We start from the raw sequence: 15,841 nt of genomic DNA, 5'->3' as shown, positions 1-15,841 counted from the left end.
TGAGACATGCGGGAGTCTGTGATGTCTGAATCTCCGTACACCGTGAGTGACGTGATGACGCACACTGTCGTCGCCGTCGGCAGCCACGCGTCCTTCAAGGAGATCGTCGAGCTGCTCGACCAGTGGAAGGTCAGCGCCCTGCCGGTGCTGGCCGGTGAGGGGCGGGTCGTCGGGGTGGTGTCCGAGGCCGATCTGCTTCCCAAGGAGGAGCTCCGCGACGGCATCGAGACCGAGGCCGGTCTCGGGGAGCGGCTCAAGGCGAGCGCGGTGACCGCGGGCGAGCTGATGAGCACTCCGGCGGTCACCGTGCACGCGGACGCCTCTCTCGCCGAAGCGGCGCGCATCATGGCCCGCCGGCACGTCAAGCGGCTTCCGGTCGTGGACGGCGTCGGGATGCTCCAGGGCATCGTCAGCCGCAGCGATCTGCTGAAGGTGTTCCTGCGGTCCGACGAGGAGATCGCCGACGAGATCCGCGGCAGCGTGCTGGGCCTTCTTCCGGTCACCGGCGTACTGGGGGTCTCGGTCACCGAGGGCGTGGTCACGCTGAGCGGTTCGATGCCCGAGCGGGGGCTGGTGCCCGTGGTCTCCCGGGCCGTGCGAGCCGTCGAGGGGGTCGTCGACGTCCAACTCGATCTGAGCCATCGCTGAAAGGCCTCGATCACCGATGAAGTACCTCGACGAGTACCGCGATCCCGTCCTGGCCCGGCGCCTGCTGGACGAGCTGCGGGAGACCGCCTCGCGCCCCTGGCGGATCATGGAGGTGTGCGGCGGCCAGACGCACACGCTCGTCCGGCAGGGCATCGACGAACTGCTGCCGGCCGGGATGCGGATGATCCACGGCCCGGGCTGCCCGGTCTGCGTCACGCCGCTGGAGACCTTGGACCGGGCCATGGCGATCGCCGCCCGGCCCGGCGTGATCCTCACCAGCTTCGGCGACATGCTCCGCGTGCCCGGCACGGACACCGACCTCCTGTCGCTGCGGGCGCGAGGCGCGGACGTACGGGTGGTCTACGCCCCCATGGACGCCGTACGCATTGCCGCCGAGCACCCCGACAAGGAGGTCGTCTTCCTCGCGGTCGGCTTCGAGACGACCGCGCCCGCCAACGCGACGGCCGTGCTGCACGCGGCGCGTCTCGGGCTGCCGAACTTCTCCGTGCTGGTCAGCCATGTCCTCGTCCCGCCCGCGATGACCGCGCTGCTCGACGACCCGGACTGCGAGGTGCAGGCGTTCCTGGCGGCCGGGCACGTGTGCGCGGTGATGGGGTGGCGCGAGTACGAGCCGATCGCCGCCGAGTACCGGGTGCCGATCGTGGTCACCGGGTTCGAGCCGCTGGACCTGCTGGAGGGCATCCTCATGGCCGTACGGCAACTGGAGTCGGGCCGGTACGAGGTCGAGAACCAGTACGTGCGGGCCGTACGGCGCTCCGGCAACACCGAGGCGCGGGACGCGGTCCGCGAAGTGTTCCGGGTCACCGACCGGGCCTGGCGAGGAATCGGCGCGCTGCCCGACAGCGGGCTCGAACTCGCCGGGAAATACCGGCGGTTCGATGCGGCCCGGCGCTTCGACGTAGGCGGGCTGTGTCCCGTCGAGGACGCCGAATGCATCGCCGGCGCCATCCTCACCGGGGCCAAACTGCCCACCGACTGCGCGGCGTACGGCACCCGCTGCACGCCCCGCCACCCCCTCGGCGCACCCATGGTGTCGTCCGAGGGCACCTGCGCCGCCTTCCACGCGGCCGGACGCACTCCCGCCAGGAGGCCGGCATGATTATCCAGTGCCCCACCCCCCACCACGACGACGAGGTCGTCCTGCTCGGCCACGGGGCCGGCGGCCGCCTCACCGCCGAGCTCCTCGACCGGCTGATCCTGCCCGCCCTCGACGGCGGCGCGGGTCCCATGGAGGACGCGGCACTGCTGCCCGGCTACCGCGAACTGGTGATCAGCACCGACAGCTTCGTCGTCAGCCCGCTGTTCTTCCCCGGCGGGGACATCGGGTCCCTCGCCGTCCACGGCACGGTCAACGACCTCGCCATGCGGGGCGCGTGGCCTCTCGCGCTGTCCGTGTCCCTCATCATCGAGGAGGGACTGCCGCTGGCCGACCTCCGCACTGTTCTCGCCTCGTTGGGGAAGGCCGCACAGGACGCCGGAGTGCCCGTGGTCACCGGGGACACCAAGGTCGTCGGGCGCTCGGCCGCCGACGGACTGTTCATCAACACCACCGGCATCGGGCAGCGGCACGGCTCGCTGCACCCGTCCGCCGCGCTGGCCCGCCCCGGTGACGCGATCCTCCTGTCCGGGCCTGTCGGACTGCACGGCACAAGCGTTCTGAGCACCCGTGAGGGCCTCGGCTTCGAGGGCGACATCACCTCCGACACACGGCCGCTGCACCGCCTGGTGAGCAGTCTGGTCCCGCTCGGCGCGGACGTCCACGTGCTGCGCGACCCGACGCGTGGCGGGCTCGCGGCGGCCCTCAACGAGATCGCCCGTGACTCTTCCGTGGCCGTCGAGATCGAGGAGAGCGCGGTGCCGGTGCCCGAGCCGGTCGCCGCGGCCTGCGACCTGCTCGGCCTTGACCCGCTGGTCGTCGCCAACGAGGGCTGCCTGGTCGCCTTCGTCGCCGCCGGCGCGGCCGAGAGCGCGCTGACCGCGATGCGGTCCACGGGCGAGGGTGCGGGAGCTGTGCGGATCGGGCAGGTGCTGCCGGACGGGCCCGCGGGGAGGGTGTCGCTGCGCACACTGGTGGGCGCCCGGCGGATCGTGGAAATGCCGCTCGGCGAACAGTTGCCGCGAATCTGCTAGAGGCGCGTTCACTCTCTCGTCGTTCCCGGCAGCCTGGTCGGGCCGGCGTCACACCGACGTGCTGTCGACGGGCAGTTCGAGAGGCTGGGTGTGGCAGGCCGCCGCGACGTCGTGGGCGGCCGCGTGCAGAGGACCTCCGGCACCTGACCCGCCCGGAGACAGTCGGTAGGGCTGTCGCAAGGGGTGGACAGCACGGCGACGGTTCCGGTGCGTGCGCTCCACCGGTGCCTGGTCGGGGGCAGTACGGGGTGAACCCGTCGCGACCCACGAGCAGGGTGGCGTCCGGGTGATGACGGTGGACGTCGTCCTCGGCGGTACGCACCAGGTCCGCCGGCTGCACTCGAAGGGCCCGCGGTGAGTGTGCCGACGCGCCATCGCGCGGGCCGGCAGTGTCTCCTCACGCGCCGCCGGAGCGTGGGCCTCATAGCCCGCTTGGGCCGGCAACCGGGAGTTCCCCGGCTCCGGCAGGAGGCCGACGGGGGCCGGAAGCCCAGCATGCGTACGGCGATCCGCACGTTCAGCAGAGGCGCCCCGCAGGCGATGACCGCCTCCCGGCCACCGGGGCCGGTCAGGATCATCCGCCGCCCGCCGTGCAGGTGGACCTCGAAGCCGTGCTCGTGGCCCTCCTCGACAAAGAGCCTCCCCTGCCCACGGAGTCCGGCTCAGCCCTTGGCCACCAACTCGTCGGCGACCGTCCTCGCCCAGTCCTCGATCCGTGCGAAGTCCCGGAAGTCGCCGCCCTTTCCGTTCTTGACGATCATCCGGGCGACCCACCCCTTGGCGCCCTCCTGCAGACAGCCGCCGAAGGTGACGTGTCCGTTCGCGTCGAGCCGGATCATGGCGCGCTTCACACCCGCCACGGGCGGGATCTCCCGCTCCGACGCCGAGGGGTCCAGCGGGCCACTGCTGAACAGCCACAGCGGGCGGCCCGCCAGCTCGCGGCGGTGCCGACGAAGGAACCGGCGCGAGTCCCTGTGCCAGCGACCGGCGTACAGTCCGCCGCCGACCACGACGGCGTCGTAGGGGTCGACACGGGCGACGGAACCGGCCGGCAGTGCCTCGGCTGTGAGGCCCTCCTTGCGCATGACCTCGGCCACGGCCTCGGCGATCTGCGCGGTCGATCCGTTGGTCGTCCCGTAGGCGACCAGCACCTTGGTCGTCATGATCCTCCGCCTCCTTTCACTTCTTCACAGCTTGCGCAGCCAGTCGTCGGCGATGCCGCGCAGCGCCTGCTCATCGGGCCGCAGGTGCGAGTCGTCCAGCCGGTGGGTGAGCCTGTCGACGACCGCGACCACGCCGTCGATCTGCCGGGTCATGGAGACAGCGATCTCCGTCTCGCTCTTGCGCTCCATCGGGCCCATGAGCGTGACCACGCCCTCGGTGACGGTGACGGCGATGCTGCGCGGTGGCAGCCACAGGGCCCGCACCAGGACCTGGTCGACGACCTCGGCGCGGATCTCCGCGTCCGGCCGCAGGAAGACCTGGAGCAGGTCGCGGCGGGTGACGATGCCCACGAGGCGGTGCTCCTCGTCGAGGACGGGAAGACGTTCGATGTGGTGCTGCGCCATGGTCCGGGCGGCCTCGACGATGCTGTCGTCGGCGTGGACGGTGACCGGTGGCTGTGTCATCAACTGACCGGCGGTGCGAGCCCGCGCCTTCACGGCCCGCTCCCGCCCGACCCGGGTCAGCCGGTCGAAGCGGAAGCGCTTCTTCGGCTCGTACGGGCCGGGCGTCTCGGCCTGGCGGACCATCAGATCGGTCTCGGAGATGACGCCTATGACCTTCTCGTCGTCGTCGACGACCGGAAGTCCGCTGATGCGGTGGTCGCTGAGCAGCACGGCCACCTCCTTGAACGGGGTGCCGTACTCGGCGCGGACGACCTCCGTGGTCATCACGGAGCCGACCTTGTTGTGCTTCATGGCTGTTCCTCCTCAGCGGAGTCGGCGCAGATACGGGTCCTGGGGCCTGCGGGGCAGCAGGCGTACGCGCGCATCGAGCACGGTGACCCGGCCCGGTGTCGCGAGCACGGGGTTGAAGTCGGCCTCGGCCAGTTGCGGCAGGTCGCTCGCCATGCGGGACAGTCGCAGCAGCAGTTGTTCGAGGCCCTGGAGATCGACCGGTCGGGCACCGCCGGCGCCGAGCAGGAGCGGGGCGCAGCGCGGGGCCGTGATCAGGTCGTGGACGTCGTGGTCGGTGAGCGGGGCCAGCCGTGCGGCGTGGTCGGCGAGGACCTCCGTCGCGGTGCCGCCGAGGCCGAACAGGACGAGTGGTCCGAAGACCTGGTCCTGGACGACACCGGCGAACAGCTCGGTGCCGCGCTCGGCCAGCGGCTGGATCACCACGCCGTCCAGCAGGCCGGCGAACCGGGTGTCCAGGTCGCGGAAAGCTGCTCGGACCTGGGAGTCACCGCGCAGGTCTAGGTGGACGGCGTGTTCGGCGCTCTTGTGCACCAGGCCCGGCCAGTGGCCCTTCATCACGACGCGGCCGTCGGCGCCGCGCAGCCGTTCGGCGGCGAGCACGGCGTCGACCTCGGTGTCCGCCCAGGCCCAGGCCAGCTGGGGAATGCCGTAGCAGCCGAGGAGTTCCGCGCATGCGCGCGGGTCGAGCCAGCCACCGTCCGGGTGCCGGTCGAGGTAGGCGCCGACGACGGCGTGGGCGCGCTCCGTCTCGACGCCGTCGAGGTCGGGAACCGTCCCGGCGGGCCGGGCGAGCCACGCGGCGCGGCGGGCCGCGTGGGCCAGCGCCCGGGCCGCGGCCTGGGGTTCTGCGTAGGCGGGGATGCTGGTGCCCTCGGCGGCGGGCAGTAGTTCGACCGGCAGGGCCTGTTCGAGTCGGACCGCGGCGATCGGCTTGGGCCGTCGTCCGGGAGTATGAGTGAGGGCTCGGACGAGGTCGTCGCCGGTCGCCGCGGCGACCGCCGTGGGGACCAGCGCCACGAGGACGGCGTCGACACCGCCGCTCCGCGCGACCCGGTCCACACAGTCGCTGAGCTGCTCCTCCGTGACGGCGGCCGTGGCGTCGACGGGGTTGCCGACTGCGGCGCCCGCGGGCAGGACGGCGAGCAGATCGTCGATCAACTCGGGGCTGGGCGCCGGGAGCTCCAGCCCGACCTCGGCACAGGCGTCGGCCGCGAGGACACCCGCTCCCCCGGCGTTGGTGACGATGGCGACGCGGGGACCGGCCGGCAGAGGCTGAGCGTGCAGCAGAGCGGCGGCTTCGAGGAGTTCCCCGACCGAGCGGGTGGCGGTGATGCCGGCCTGGGTGAACAGGGCGCCCCGGGTCATGGTGCGGGTGGCGGCGGCCGCGGTGTGCGAGGCGGCGGCGCGTCGGCCTGCCTCGGTGCGGCCGGCGTCGACGGTCAGGACCGGCATCCGACGGGTGACACGTCGGGCGGTGCGGGAGAAGGCGCGCGGGTTGCCGAAGGACTCCAGGTGCAGCACCGCGAGGTCGGTCCGGCCGTCGCTCTCCCACCACTGGAGCATGTCGTTGCCGCTGACGTCGTACTTGTCGCCGAGCGAGACGAAGGACGAGACGCCGACACCGAGCCGGGACAGCCCGTCGAGCAGCGCGATGCCGACGCCGCCGGACTGCACGGCGACGCCCGCGGTGCCGGAGCGCGGGTGGCCGGCTGCGAAGGTGGCGTCCAGGTGCAGCTCCGGATCGGTATGGGAGATGCCGAGGCAGTTGGGGCCGACGAGCCGCATGCCGTACGAGCGGCAGGCCGCCAGCAGGGCGCGTGCCTGGTCGGCGTCCAGACCCGCGGTGACGACGAGCAGGGCCCGCACGCCCGACTTCCCGCACGCCTCGGCGGTGCCGGGGATCGCGGCGGCGGGTACGGCGAGAACCGCGAGGTCAGGGGTCTTGGGCAGGGCGCCGACCGACGAGTGGCAGGGCACCCCGAGGATCGAGCTCGCGGCGGGGTTCACCGCGAACAGGCGGCCCGTGTAGCCGCCCGCGTGCAACTGGTGCAGGATCGCCCTCCCCACCGAGCCCGGCTTGCGTCCCGCCCCGACGACGGCGACCGTGCGCGGCCGCAGCAGCGGTTCGAGGCTGGCGACGTCGGCGGCACGGCCGCGTTCCTCCACGGCCGTCAGATAGGTGTCGCTCTCGTCGAGTGCGATGGAGCAACGAACCTCGGGACCCTCGAAGCGGCGGGTCGTGCGCAGGCCGAGGTCGGCGAAGAGCTTCAGCACTTCGTGGTTCTCGCTGAGCGCGTCGGCCGTGAAACCGGTGATGCCCTCGGCGCGGGCCCCGGAGACCAGGTGCTCGACGAGCAGGGTGCCGACGCCCCGGTGGTGCAGTCCGTCGGCGACCGCGATGGAGATCTCCGCCGTGTCTCCCGTCCCGCCGCTGTCGTACTCGGCGAGGCCGATCACCCGGCCACCGGTCTCGGCCAGCAGGGCCCGGTGCCCTGGGGCCGGCTCGGCGCAGGCCCGGTCGGCGGCCGTTCCGGCGGAGCGCCGGCTGGCGGCGAAGAACCTCAGGCGCAGGTTCTCCGGGGACATCTCCTCGTACAGCCCCCGCACCTGATCGTGGTCGTCCCGCCGCACCGGACGGATGCACACAGTGGTGCCGTCCGCGAGCAGGGCGTGGACCGGGCGCCGGCTGAGCGTGTCGTCCGTCATCGCGGTCTCCTCGGTGTTCCTCGGTATTGCTCCGGCTCTTAGAGCGTCCTGCGGGGCGGGCGAAGGTCCCATGGGCTGTCCGGGCGTTCTGGGTGGGCCGGTCGGCCCTCAATGGAGGGCCGGATCCGAGGCATTTCGGGCCCGCCCCGGCAAGGTCCGTCCCTCTGGAACCCGCTGCGCGGGGCTCTCACGCCGGGTGCGGTACGACGGCGACCGGGCAGGCGGAGTGGTGCAGTGCCGCGTGGGCGACGCGGCCGAGCTGGAGCCCGCGGTGTCCGGTGCGGCGCTCGGCGCCGACGATCAGGAGGTCGGCGTGGTGCGAGGCGTCCACCAGCACGCGTCGGGCGTGGCCCTCGACGGTACGGCGGTGCAGTTCCAGATCGGGCGGAGCGTCCCGGAGGGCCTGGGTGAGGGTCTCCTCGGCGTGCTGCTCATGCAGACGGGCGGGCGCCTCGGCCAGCAAGGGGTGGTCGGTGCTCTCGTGCGCGGGGCACCGCCAGGCCCGTACGGCCTCCAGGGGGACCCCGCGGCGCCGGGCCTCCTCGTAGGCGAACCGGAGGACCGCGGAGCTCTCGGGGTGCTCTCCGACGGCCACGACGACGCGTCCGTGGACCGGGGGCGTCACCTGGTTGTCGTGGCTGCCGCGCAGCACGACCATCGGGCAATGGGCATGTGCGGCAACCGTCAGGCTCACGGAGCCCAGCAACACCTCCGCGAGGCCGCTGCGACCACGGTTACCGACAACCAGCGCCGAGGCGTTGCGGCTCGCCCGCACCAGGGCGTACTCAGGCTCTTCGAACACCACATCAGCGGTCACCTTCAGGTCCGGGTGCCGGGAACGGGCCCGTCGGACGGCGGCGCCGGTGATCTCCTGGGGCAGCACCTGCGTGGAGGGCCGGCCCAGATCCTTGGCCAGCGCGGCTCCCTCGTACCGCTCCCACAGACAGGCGTACACCACCTCGAGCGGCACTCCACGCAGCGCGGCCTCGTCGGATGCCCAGTCCGTGGCGCGCAGGCTCGGCTCGGATCCGTCGACACCGACGACCAGGGGGAGGTCCACGGCGTTCACCTCCCCGCGCCGAGATCGAAGACGATGCGTGCCTTGACCTGGCCTCGGAGTACTTCGTCGATGCACTCGTTGGCGGAGTCGAGCGGGCGGGTCTCGTAGATCACCCGTGTGCGGCCGGCGGCGTGCAGCTCGAACACCTCGGCGAGGTCCTGGCGGGTGCCGACGATGGAGCCGATGACGGAGGTGCCGTTCAGGACGGTGTCGAAGATCGGGACCTGGAGGGTGCCGTGCGCGGGCAGCGCCACCAGGACCAGCTTGCCGCCGCGCCGCAGTCCGGAGTTGACGGCGGCGAAGGCGGCCTCGTTCACGGCCAGGGCGATCCCCGCGTGGGCGCCGCCGTGCCGCTTGAGGACCTCGCCGACGTCGTGCTTGCGGGCGTCGATGACGAGGTCGGCGCCGAGTTCGGCGGCGAGCTCGAGTTTGTCGTCGGTGACGTCGATCGCCGCGACGGTGGCGCCGGCGATCTTGGCGTATTGAAGGGCCAGGTGTCCCAGACCGCCGATCCCGGAGATCGCGACGAGCTGTGTGGGCCTGACGTCGGCGACCTTGACCGCCTTGTACGTGGTGACGCCGGCGCAGGTCAGCGGGGCGGCGTCACGGGGGTCGATGCCGTGCGGGACGGGCTGGGCGAAGTCGGCGAAGGCCAGCATCTTCTCGGCGTATCCGCCGTCGCGGCCGTAGCCGGTGTTGATCTGCCGCTCGCACAGGGTCTCCCAGCCGGATAGGCAGTGCTCGCACCGGCCGCAGGCCTTGCCCAGCCAGGGCACGGCGACGCGCTGCCCGACGGCGAGGTGGGTGACGCCCTCGCCGAGCTTCTCGACGAGGCCGACGCCCTCGTGGCCGGGGACGAAGGGCGGCTCGGGCTTGACGGGCCAGTCGCCGTGGGCGGCGTGGATGTCGGTGTGGCACAGCCCGCAGGCCTCGACACGGACAAGCACCTGGCCGGGGCCGGGCTCGGGATCCGGCCGGTCCTCGATCACCAAGGGCTCACCGAACGCTCGGACTACCGCTGCCTTCATGGGGTCAACTCCTGAAAGTTCGTGGTCAGTTGTGGGCGATGACCGCGACGGGGGCCGCGGCATGGTGCAGGACGGTGTGCGTGACGGGGCCGATGTGGGCGCCGAACGGGCTGCGGCGGATGCGGCGGCCGACAACGACCAGGGAGGCCGTGTGGGAGGCGTCCACCAGCCGGATACCGGGGCTGCCGGAGGGCGTCGCCTCGGTGACCTCGACGTTCGGGTGCTTCTGACGCCAGGGCCGCAGGGCTTCCGCCAGGACGGCGGCGTGCTGCCGGGCGATCTCGTCGTGCAACTGGGTGTCGGCGGTGAGGCCGTAGACGTAGTACGGGGGCAGGTTCCAACCGTGGATCACCCGCAGGCCTGTGTTGCGGCGGGCGGCCTCCTCGAAGGCGAACTCGATCACCGGGTCGGCGGGGCTCGCCGCGTCGAGGCCGAGGAGGACCGGGTGGTACGGCGTGGCGGCCGACGGGATGCCCGCCTGGTCCGGCTCGTGCTCGTCGGCGGCCTGTTCACCGGCCCGGACGAGGACGACGGGCCGCTCTGCGTGCGCCACGACGGAGAGGCCGACCGAGCCGACCATGAAGCCACCGAACCCGCCAAGTCCACGGGACCCGAGGACCAGCAGTTCCGCGTCCGCGGCTGCCTTGAGCAGGGTGTCGGCCGGTGCTCCCGTCAGGTGCTCGGTGGTCAGCTCGACGCCGGGGTGACGCCGCCTCATCACCTCGGCCGCCTCGCGCGGCACCCGCTCGCTCCAGTGCCGCTGGGTTTCGGTGCCGAGCAGCGGGGCCTGGGCCATGGGTTCCGGAGCGGGCTCCCAGACATGGACGATCTTCAACGGCAGGCCGCGCAGCTCGGCCTCGCGGGCCGCCCACTCAGCCGCCGCCCGGCTCTCGGACGAGCCGTCGAGACCTGCGACAACAGTGCGGATCATGGTTCTGCCTCCTGATCGGGGAACTGGCACCAGCGTCAGGCCTGGGATCCGGCTGCTGCAGGGGCCGCTGGTCCCCGAGTCGGGCCCGACCGGCCCAACGGCCCCCGGGTACACGGCAACCAGGGGTTGCGGACGGCGAACGGCCGTCGGGCCCAAGCCTGGCCAGGTCCCCGGACCGGGCCGGCCTCGATGGCGGCCGGAGCGATCAGGACGACCGCGTACACGACGTGGTACTCGGCGAAGGGGCTGAACGGCCCCTTCCCCGCGCCCTGTCGGCCACCGAACCTGGACGCGCGGACGTGGCGGTCGAGGCGGTCGGGCCGGTCGCGACGGATCCTGAAGACAGTCGGCGAAAGGAACCCCCATGTCCTACGGCTCGGACCGCCACGCCCCGGGCCGGCACCGTCTGATGCCCGCGGTCCGCCGACTGGCCCCCGGGGTCACCGCCCTGGCCGGCTATCGCCGCTCGTGGCTGCGCGGCGACCTGCTCGCCGGTGTCACGGTGGCCGCGTATCTCGTGCCCCAGGTGATGGCGTACGCGGGCGTGGCCGGGCTGCCACCGGTCGCCGGGCTGTGGGCGATCCTGCCCGCCCTCGGCCTGTACGCCCTGTTGGGCTCGTCCCGGCTGCTGTCGGTCGGCCCGGAGTCCACGACCGCGCTGATGACTGCGACCGTGGTGGCTCCACTGGCCGGCGCCGACCCCGACCGCTACGCCGCGCTGGCCGCCGCCCTCGCCGTGACCGTGGGCCTGCTGTGCCTGGCGGCCCGGGTGCTGCGTCTGGGTTTCGTCGCCGACCTGCTCTCCCGCCCGGTCCTGATCGGCTATCTGGCGGGGGTGGCCCTGATCATGATCGTGGACCAGCTGCCCAAGCTCACCGGCGTGGACACGGAGGGCTCGGGCTTCTTCCCGCAACTGTGGTCGTTCATCGGGGACTTGGGTCAGGCGCACACCGCGACGGTGGTCTTCTCCGCTGTCACGATCGCGTTCCTGTTCACCTCGGCGTGGCTGCTGCCGGCCGTGCCGGGCCCCCTGCTCGCGGTGGTGCTGGGCACCGCGGCCGTGGCCGTCCTCGATCTCGACGACAAGTACGGGATCAAGGTCATCGGTGAGGTCCCGTCCGGGCTGCCCTCCGTGGCGGCGCCCGACCTGAGCGAGCTGCCACAGCTGGTGCTGCCCGCCCTGGGGGTCCTGCTCGTCGCCTACACGGACTTCATCCTCACCGCCCGCGCGTTCGCGGGTCGCGACGACGAGAACGGCCGCCTCGACGCCGACCAGGAGTTCCTGGCGCTGGGCGCGAGCAATCTCGGCGCCGGCTGGCTGCAGGGCTTCCCGCTGAGCAGCAGTGCCAGCCGCACCGCGCTCGCCTCCTCGGCGGGCGCCCGCAGCCAGGCGTACTCCTTGGTGGCGGGCCTGGTGGTCCTCGCGGTGCTGCTGTTCCTCAGCCCGCTCCTGACCCGCATGCCGTCCGCCGTGCTGGGCGCGCTGGTGGTGTACGCGGCGGCCCGGATGACGGACCTCGCGGGCTTTGCCCGGCTGGCCGCGTTCCGGCGGCGGGAACTGCTGCTGGCGGTCGGCTGCCTGGTTGGGGTGCTCGTCCTGGATCTGCTGTACGGCGTGCTGGTCGCCGTGGGGCTGTCCGTGGCCGAGCTGCTGAGCCGGGTTGCCCGGCCGCACGACGCCGTCGAGGGGCTGGTCCCCGGAGTGGCCGGTATGCACGACGTGGACGACTACCCCCAGGCTCGCACCATCCCCGGGCTACTCGTCTACCGGTACGACTCCCCGCTGTTCTTCGCCAACGCGCAGGACTTCCACCGCCGCGCCCTGGCCGCCGTCGACGAGCAGACCGGCCCGGTCCGCTGGTTCGTCCTCAACACCGAGGCGAACGTGGAGGTGGACATCACCGCCCTGGACGCTGTGGACGCCCTGCGCCGCGAGCTGACCCGGAGCGGCATCGTCTTCGCACTGGCCCGTGTGAAGCAGGACCTGCTGGACGATCTGGAGGCGTACGGGCTCGCGGAATCGGTGGGCCGGAGGCTGATCTTCCCTACCTTGCCGACGGCCGTGGCCGCGTACCGGAAGTGGTGCGGCGAGCAGTGACCGGGTGTCAGGCAATGGGCAGATCGGGCCTTACGAGTGTGCCGGAGAGGCCGTGCACGATCTCGTACGCCGCGTCCAGCGCTCCGATCGCCGCCAGCTGACCGGTGTTCTCGACGAAACGGGCGGCCGCTTCGGCCTTCGGGCCCATCGAGTCCTCGGGGTAGTCGGCAGCGCGCAGCTCGGCGGGTGTGACGTCGAGGACGGGCCGCCGGCCGGGGGTGCCGTAGTCGGCGTAGACGTTCGGTACGTCGGTGAGGACGAGCAGGAAGTCGGCCTTCAGCTCCTCGGCCAGCCGGGCGGCGGCGAGGTCCTTGTCCACGACGGCCTCCACGCAGTGCAGCGCTCCGGTGGCCCGGTCGGCGACGACGGGAACGCCACCGCCGCCCGAGCACACCACCACCGCCCCCGTCTCCAGCAGCGTCCGGACGGTGCCGGCCTCCACGATCCGCTCGGGCAAGGGCGCGGGGACCACACGCCGCCGGCCGTGCCGGTCCTCGGCCATGTGCCAGCCGTACTTCCTCATCAGGTAACGGGCCGGCCTCTCGGGGTAGAGCGGGCCGACCAGCCCCGTGGGGTGCTCGAAGGCTGGATCGTCGGCGCGTACCCGGGTGTGCGTGACGAGCGCGACGACACTGCGTCCGGGCAGCACATCGCGCATGGTGCGCACCAGGAGGGTGCCGATCAGTCCCTGGGTCTGGGCGCCGATGAGATCAAGGGGATAGGGGGCGGCAAGGGCCGCGTCGGCCGTGCTCTGGGCGGCGAGGAGATCGAGCTGGGGGGCGTTTCCGTACGTGAGGACGAGTTCGTGGTCGTGGGCCAGGGGCGCGATCGCGGTGGCGACGCGGACCATGTTGGTGCGCTGGATGTCCGCGTCCGGGCGCTCACCGCGGTGCAGCAGCGCGTTGCCGCCGAGGCTGACGACGATGCGCATGTTGTCGCCCCTCTCCTCGCTCCGGTCGTATCCGCGCCGGGTGGCGCTCCCTCCCCTCACCATCGAACGACGGACCGCCCGGGCCGCGCAGGATGCCGAAGGGCTCCCGAGGGCCGCCGGGTGGCCCGGTCCCGGGGCCGGGTGGCCCATGGCCCTGGCGTCCGCACATGCCCACGCTGGAGGTGGCAGCTCCGCCCGCACGACCTGGAGGCATTCCATGAACGCACCCGCATCCACGAGCATGCCTCGGGCGCTGCCCACCGAGCACCGGGACCGGCTGCTGCGGATCGCCCGCGAGGTGTCCTTCCCGCAGGACACCCGGCTCTTCGAGGAGGGCGGGCACGCCGACCGGTTCTGGATCATCCGCACCGGCACGGTCGACCTCGACATACGCGTGCCCGGCCGCCGGGCCGCCGTCATCGAGTCGCTCGGCCACAACGAACTGCTCGGCTGGTCGTGGCTGTACCCGCCGTACGTCTGGCATCTGGGAGCACAGGCGTCCTCGCCGCTTCGGGCCTACGAGTTCGACGCCATCGCCGTTCGCGCGATCTGCCGGAGCGACCCCGAGTTCGGCCGGAGCATCGCCCGGTGGGTGGGCGAGGTCGTGGCCCACCGCCTCCAGGCGGCCCGCGTCCGGCTGCTGGACCTGTACGCGCCGTACGGCAGCGGGACATCGCACTGACCGCGCTCCGCGGCGCGGACCGAAACCATCGAGGAGTGGAAGGAGTCATCGTGCCCGGATCCCCGCACATCGTGCGTGACGTGATGACCCGTGACGTCGCCGTCGTGGACCGCGACACCGCCTTCAAGGACATCGTGCGGACCCTGCAGGAGCGCAGGGTCAGCGCCCTGCCCGTGGTCGACGGAGGGGGCCGGGTGCTCGGCGTCGTCTCCGAGGCCGATCTGCTGCACAAGGAGGAGTTCCGCGACAGCGACCCCGACCGGTACACGCAGCTGCGCCGGCTGTCGGACATGGCGAAGGCCGGATCGGTGACCGCGGGTGAGCTGATGACCCGTCCCGCCCTCACTGTCACGTCCGACGCGACGCTCGCCCAGGCCGCCCGGACCATGGCACGGGCCAGGGTCAAGCGCCTGCCCGTGGTCGACGCGGACGGACGCCTGGAGGGCGTCGTCAGCCGGGTCGACCTGCTGAAGGTGTTCCTTCGGGACGACGAGGAGATCGCTGAGGAGGTGCGCCGGGAGATCGTGGCATACCTCTTCCCGCTCCCTGGTTCGGCGGTGCGGGTCGACGTCCTCGACGGTGTCGTGCGCCTGGGCGGCCGGATCCGGGACAAGTCGCTGATACCGGTGGCGGCGCGGCTGGCGCGGGCGGTCGAGGGGGTTGTGGACGTGGTGTTCGAGCTGGACGAGCAGGACACCACCGGGTGAACCTGGTACGTCAGCCCGGCCACGCGCCGCCGTCGAGGACGCGAGCCTGAGACATACGGCCCGCCCCGGCCGAACGGGGCGGAGAGCAAGACGATCAGCTTGGTGTGCGGACGGCCGCGCCCTGACGCCGGAAGTGTGCAAGTGGCGGGCCGGCCGGTGACTGAGCCCCTCCAGGGGCGGGCCCTGGGCAAGGGCCCGTTGGGCACGGCCCCGGAGCCGCTCGGCCCACGCGTGGCCCGCCCTGTTCGGGAGAGGGTGACGGCACAGGCCATCCATGGAGGCAGCCATGACCGAACACGCCGACGGAATCGTGGTGGGCGTCGACGGCTCCGAGGCATCCGTGGCCGCGCTGCGCTGGGCGGCGGAGCAGGCACGGGCCCTCGGCACACCGGTCGTCGCGGTGCACGCCTGGGAACCGGCCACGGCGGGGTTCGCGCCCTACGCGCCGGCGTCGGCCCGCCCTACGGTCGCGGAGCAGCGCGAGCGGGCCGCCGAGGTCCTGGCCTCGGCCGTGCGTGCGGCCTTCGGCCCCCGCGTCGGCCCGGACCTGCGCGCCGTCGTGGTGGAGGGGCCGCCCGCACAGGTGCTCCTCCGGTACGCGCGCGGTGCCCTGCTCCTGGCCCTCGGGCGCAGGGCGCACGGGCGGTGGGAACTCCCGGCCGTCGGCACGGTCGGCCGCGAGTGTCTGCGCTCCGCCACGGTCCCCGTGGTGACGGTGCCCACCCCCGACCGCCCCGCGACACGGATCACGGCGATCGGCGCCACTGCCGACGTACGGACGGGAGCGGCGTGAGGGCCGACGCGGGCTTACCCGGAGTTGCTCGACCCCCGCCCCGTGGGGGCTCTTCAGCCTCGGAGTGGAACTCCAGGCGGCTGGGCGGCTGGAATCACCGGAGAACTTGCTTCGCACCTGACGGCTCGCACATGGCGGCTCCCCGCCGTGCGGGCGGCGGGGAGCCATGGCGTGGACGCCGTTCCCC

Annotated in this window: 15 protein-coding genes; 8 read left to right on the top strand and 7 right to left on the bottom strand. The window is 72.7% G+C overall.

Annotation, left to right across the window (positions count from 1 at the left end; genetic code table 11):
* Nucleotides 1-21 precede the first annotated feature (21 nt).
* From ACIRD7_RS16940 to ACIRD7_RS16925, 4 genes are all read left to right on the top strand, one after another.
* The gene (locus tag ACIRD7_RS16940; RefSeq protein WP_403453632.1) at nucleotides 22-648 is read left to right on the top strand and encodes a CBS domain-containing protein; all 627 of its coding nucleotides are present in this window, start codon (nucleotides 22-24) and stop codon (nucleotides 646-648) included.
* Between the two features lie 16 nt (nucleotides 649-664).
* The gene (gene hypD, locus ACIRD7_RS16935; RefSeq protein ID WP_403453629.1) at nucleotides 665-1,768 is read left to right on the top strand and encodes a hydrogenase formation protein HypD; all 1,104 of its coding nucleotides are present in this window, start codon (nucleotides 665-667) and stop codon (nucleotides 1,766-1,768) included.
* Nucleotides 1,765-2,799, top strand: a complete 1,035-nt coding sequence (gene hypE, locus ACIRD7_RS16930; protein ID WP_403453627.1) for a hydrogenase expression/formation protein HypE — start codon at nucleotides 1,765-1,767, stop codon at nucleotides 2,797-2,799. The genes hypD and hypE overlap by 4 nt, the downstream gene beginning before the upstream one ends.
* 211 nt (nucleotides 2,800-3,010) lie before the next feature.
* Nucleotides 3,011-3,157: a hypothetical protein gene (locus ACIRD7_RS16925; RefSeq protein ID WP_403453625.1), complete on the top strand. Its 147-nt coding sequence runs from the start codon at nucleotides 3,011-3,013 to the stop codon at nucleotides 3,155-3,157.
* A 304-nt stretch (nucleotides 3,158-3,461) separates the two neighbouring features.
* Here the strand turns inward: ACIRD7_RS16925 and ACIRD7_RS16920 are convergent, their stop codons facing one another.
* The 6 genes from ACIRD7_RS16920 to ACIRD7_RS16895 all read right to left on the bottom strand — a co-directional run bounded on the left by ACIRD7_RS16920 (nucleotide 3,462) and on the right by ACIRD7_RS16895 (nucleotide 10,443).
* Entirely contained in the window at nucleotides 3,462-3,962 is a 501-nt protein-coding gene (locus ACIRD7_RS16920; protein ID WP_403453623.1) for a flavodoxin domain-containing protein, read from the bottom strand.
* Between the two features lie 24 nt (nucleotides 3,963-3,986).
* Nucleotides 3,987-4,718, bottom strand: a complete 732-nt coding sequence (locus ACIRD7_RS16915) for a CBS domain-containing protein (RefSeq protein ID WP_403453621.1) — start codon at nucleotides 4,716-4,718, stop codon at nucleotides 3,987-3,989.
* A gap of 12 nt (nucleotides 4,719-4,730) precedes the next feature.
* Nucleotides 4,731-7,424 carry a GNAT family N-acetyltransferase gene (locus tag ACIRD7_RS16910; RefSeq protein WP_403453619.1) on the bottom strand — a complete coding sequence of 898 codons (2,694 nt, stop codon included), beginning with the start codon at nucleotides 7,422-7,424 and terminating at the stop codon, nucleotides 4,731-4,733.
* Between the two features lie 187 nt (nucleotides 7,425-7,611).
* Nucleotides 7,612-8,493: a universal stress protein gene (locus ACIRD7_RS16905; RefSeq protein ID WP_403453618.1), complete on the bottom strand. Its 882-nt coding sequence runs from the start codon at nucleotides 8,491-8,493 to the stop codon at nucleotides 7,612-7,614.
* Nucleotides 8,490-9,512, bottom strand: a complete 1,023-nt coding sequence (gene adhP, locus ACIRD7_RS16900; protein ID WP_403453616.1) for an alcohol dehydrogenase AdhP — start codon at nucleotides 9,510-9,512, stop codon at nucleotides 8,490-8,492. The genes ACIRD7_RS16905 and adhP overlap by 4 nt, the downstream gene beginning before the upstream one ends.
* A gap of 25 nt (nucleotides 9,513-9,537) precedes the next feature.
* Nucleotides 9,538-10,443 (bottom strand): universal stress protein, encoded by a 906-nt coding sequence (locus ACIRD7_RS16895; protein WP_403453615.1) that lies wholly within the window; start codon nucleotides 10,441-10,443, stop codon nucleotides 9,538-9,540.
* 364 nt (nucleotides 10,444-10,807) lie between these two features.
* Here ACIRD7_RS16895 and ACIRD7_RS16890 point away from each other — a divergent pair, with 364 nt between their 5' ends.
* On the top strand, nucleotides 10,808-12,541 hold the full coding sequence (locus ACIRD7_RS16890) for a SulP family inorganic anion transporter (protein ID WP_403453614.1): 1,734 nt from the start codon (nucleotides 10,808-10,810) through the stop codon (nucleotides 12,539-12,541).
* Between the two features lie 7 nt (nucleotides 12,542-12,548).
* Here ACIRD7_RS16890 and ACIRD7_RS16885 read toward each other — a convergent pair whose 3' ends face one another.
* Entirely contained in the window at nucleotides 12,549-13,472 is a 924-nt protein-coding gene (locus ACIRD7_RS16885) for a carbamate kinase (RefSeq protein ID WP_403453612.1), read from the bottom strand.
* A 217-nt stretch (nucleotides 13,473-13,689) separates the two neighbouring features.
* Between ACIRD7_RS16885 and ACIRD7_RS16880 the strand changes: the two genes are divergently transcribed.
* The 3 genes from ACIRD7_RS16880 to ACIRD7_RS16870 all read left to right on the top strand — a co-directional run bounded on the left by ACIRD7_RS16880 (nucleotide 13,690) and on the right by ACIRD7_RS16870 (nucleotide 15,654).
* Nucleotides 13,690-14,154: a cyclic nucleotide-binding domain-containing protein gene (locus ACIRD7_RS16880; protein WP_403453611.1), complete on the top strand. Its 465-nt coding sequence runs from the start codon at nucleotides 13,690-13,692 to the stop codon at nucleotides 14,152-14,154.
* A gap of 50 nt (nucleotides 14,155-14,204) precedes the next feature.
* Nucleotides 14,205-14,861 carry a CBS domain-containing protein gene (locus ACIRD7_RS16875; protein WP_403453610.1) on the top strand — a complete coding sequence of 219 codons (657 nt, stop codon included), beginning with the start codon at nucleotides 14,205-14,207 and terminating at the stop codon, nucleotides 14,859-14,861.
* A 286-nt stretch (nucleotides 14,862-15,147) separates the two neighbouring features.
* The gene (locus ACIRD7_RS16870; protein WP_403453609.1) at nucleotides 15,148-15,654 is read left to right on the top strand and encodes a universal stress protein; all 507 of its coding nucleotides are present in this window, start codon (nucleotides 15,148-15,150) and stop codon (nucleotides 15,652-15,654) included.
* Nucleotides 15,655-15,841 lie beyond the last annotated feature (187 nt).

Source organism: Streptomyces sp. NPDC093568 (genome assembly GCF_044764945.1).
GTDB lineage: Bacteria > Actinomycetota > Actinomycetes > Streptomycetales > Streptomycetaceae > Streptomyces.
This window is presented reverse-complemented; position numbering and strand designations above follow the sequence as displayed.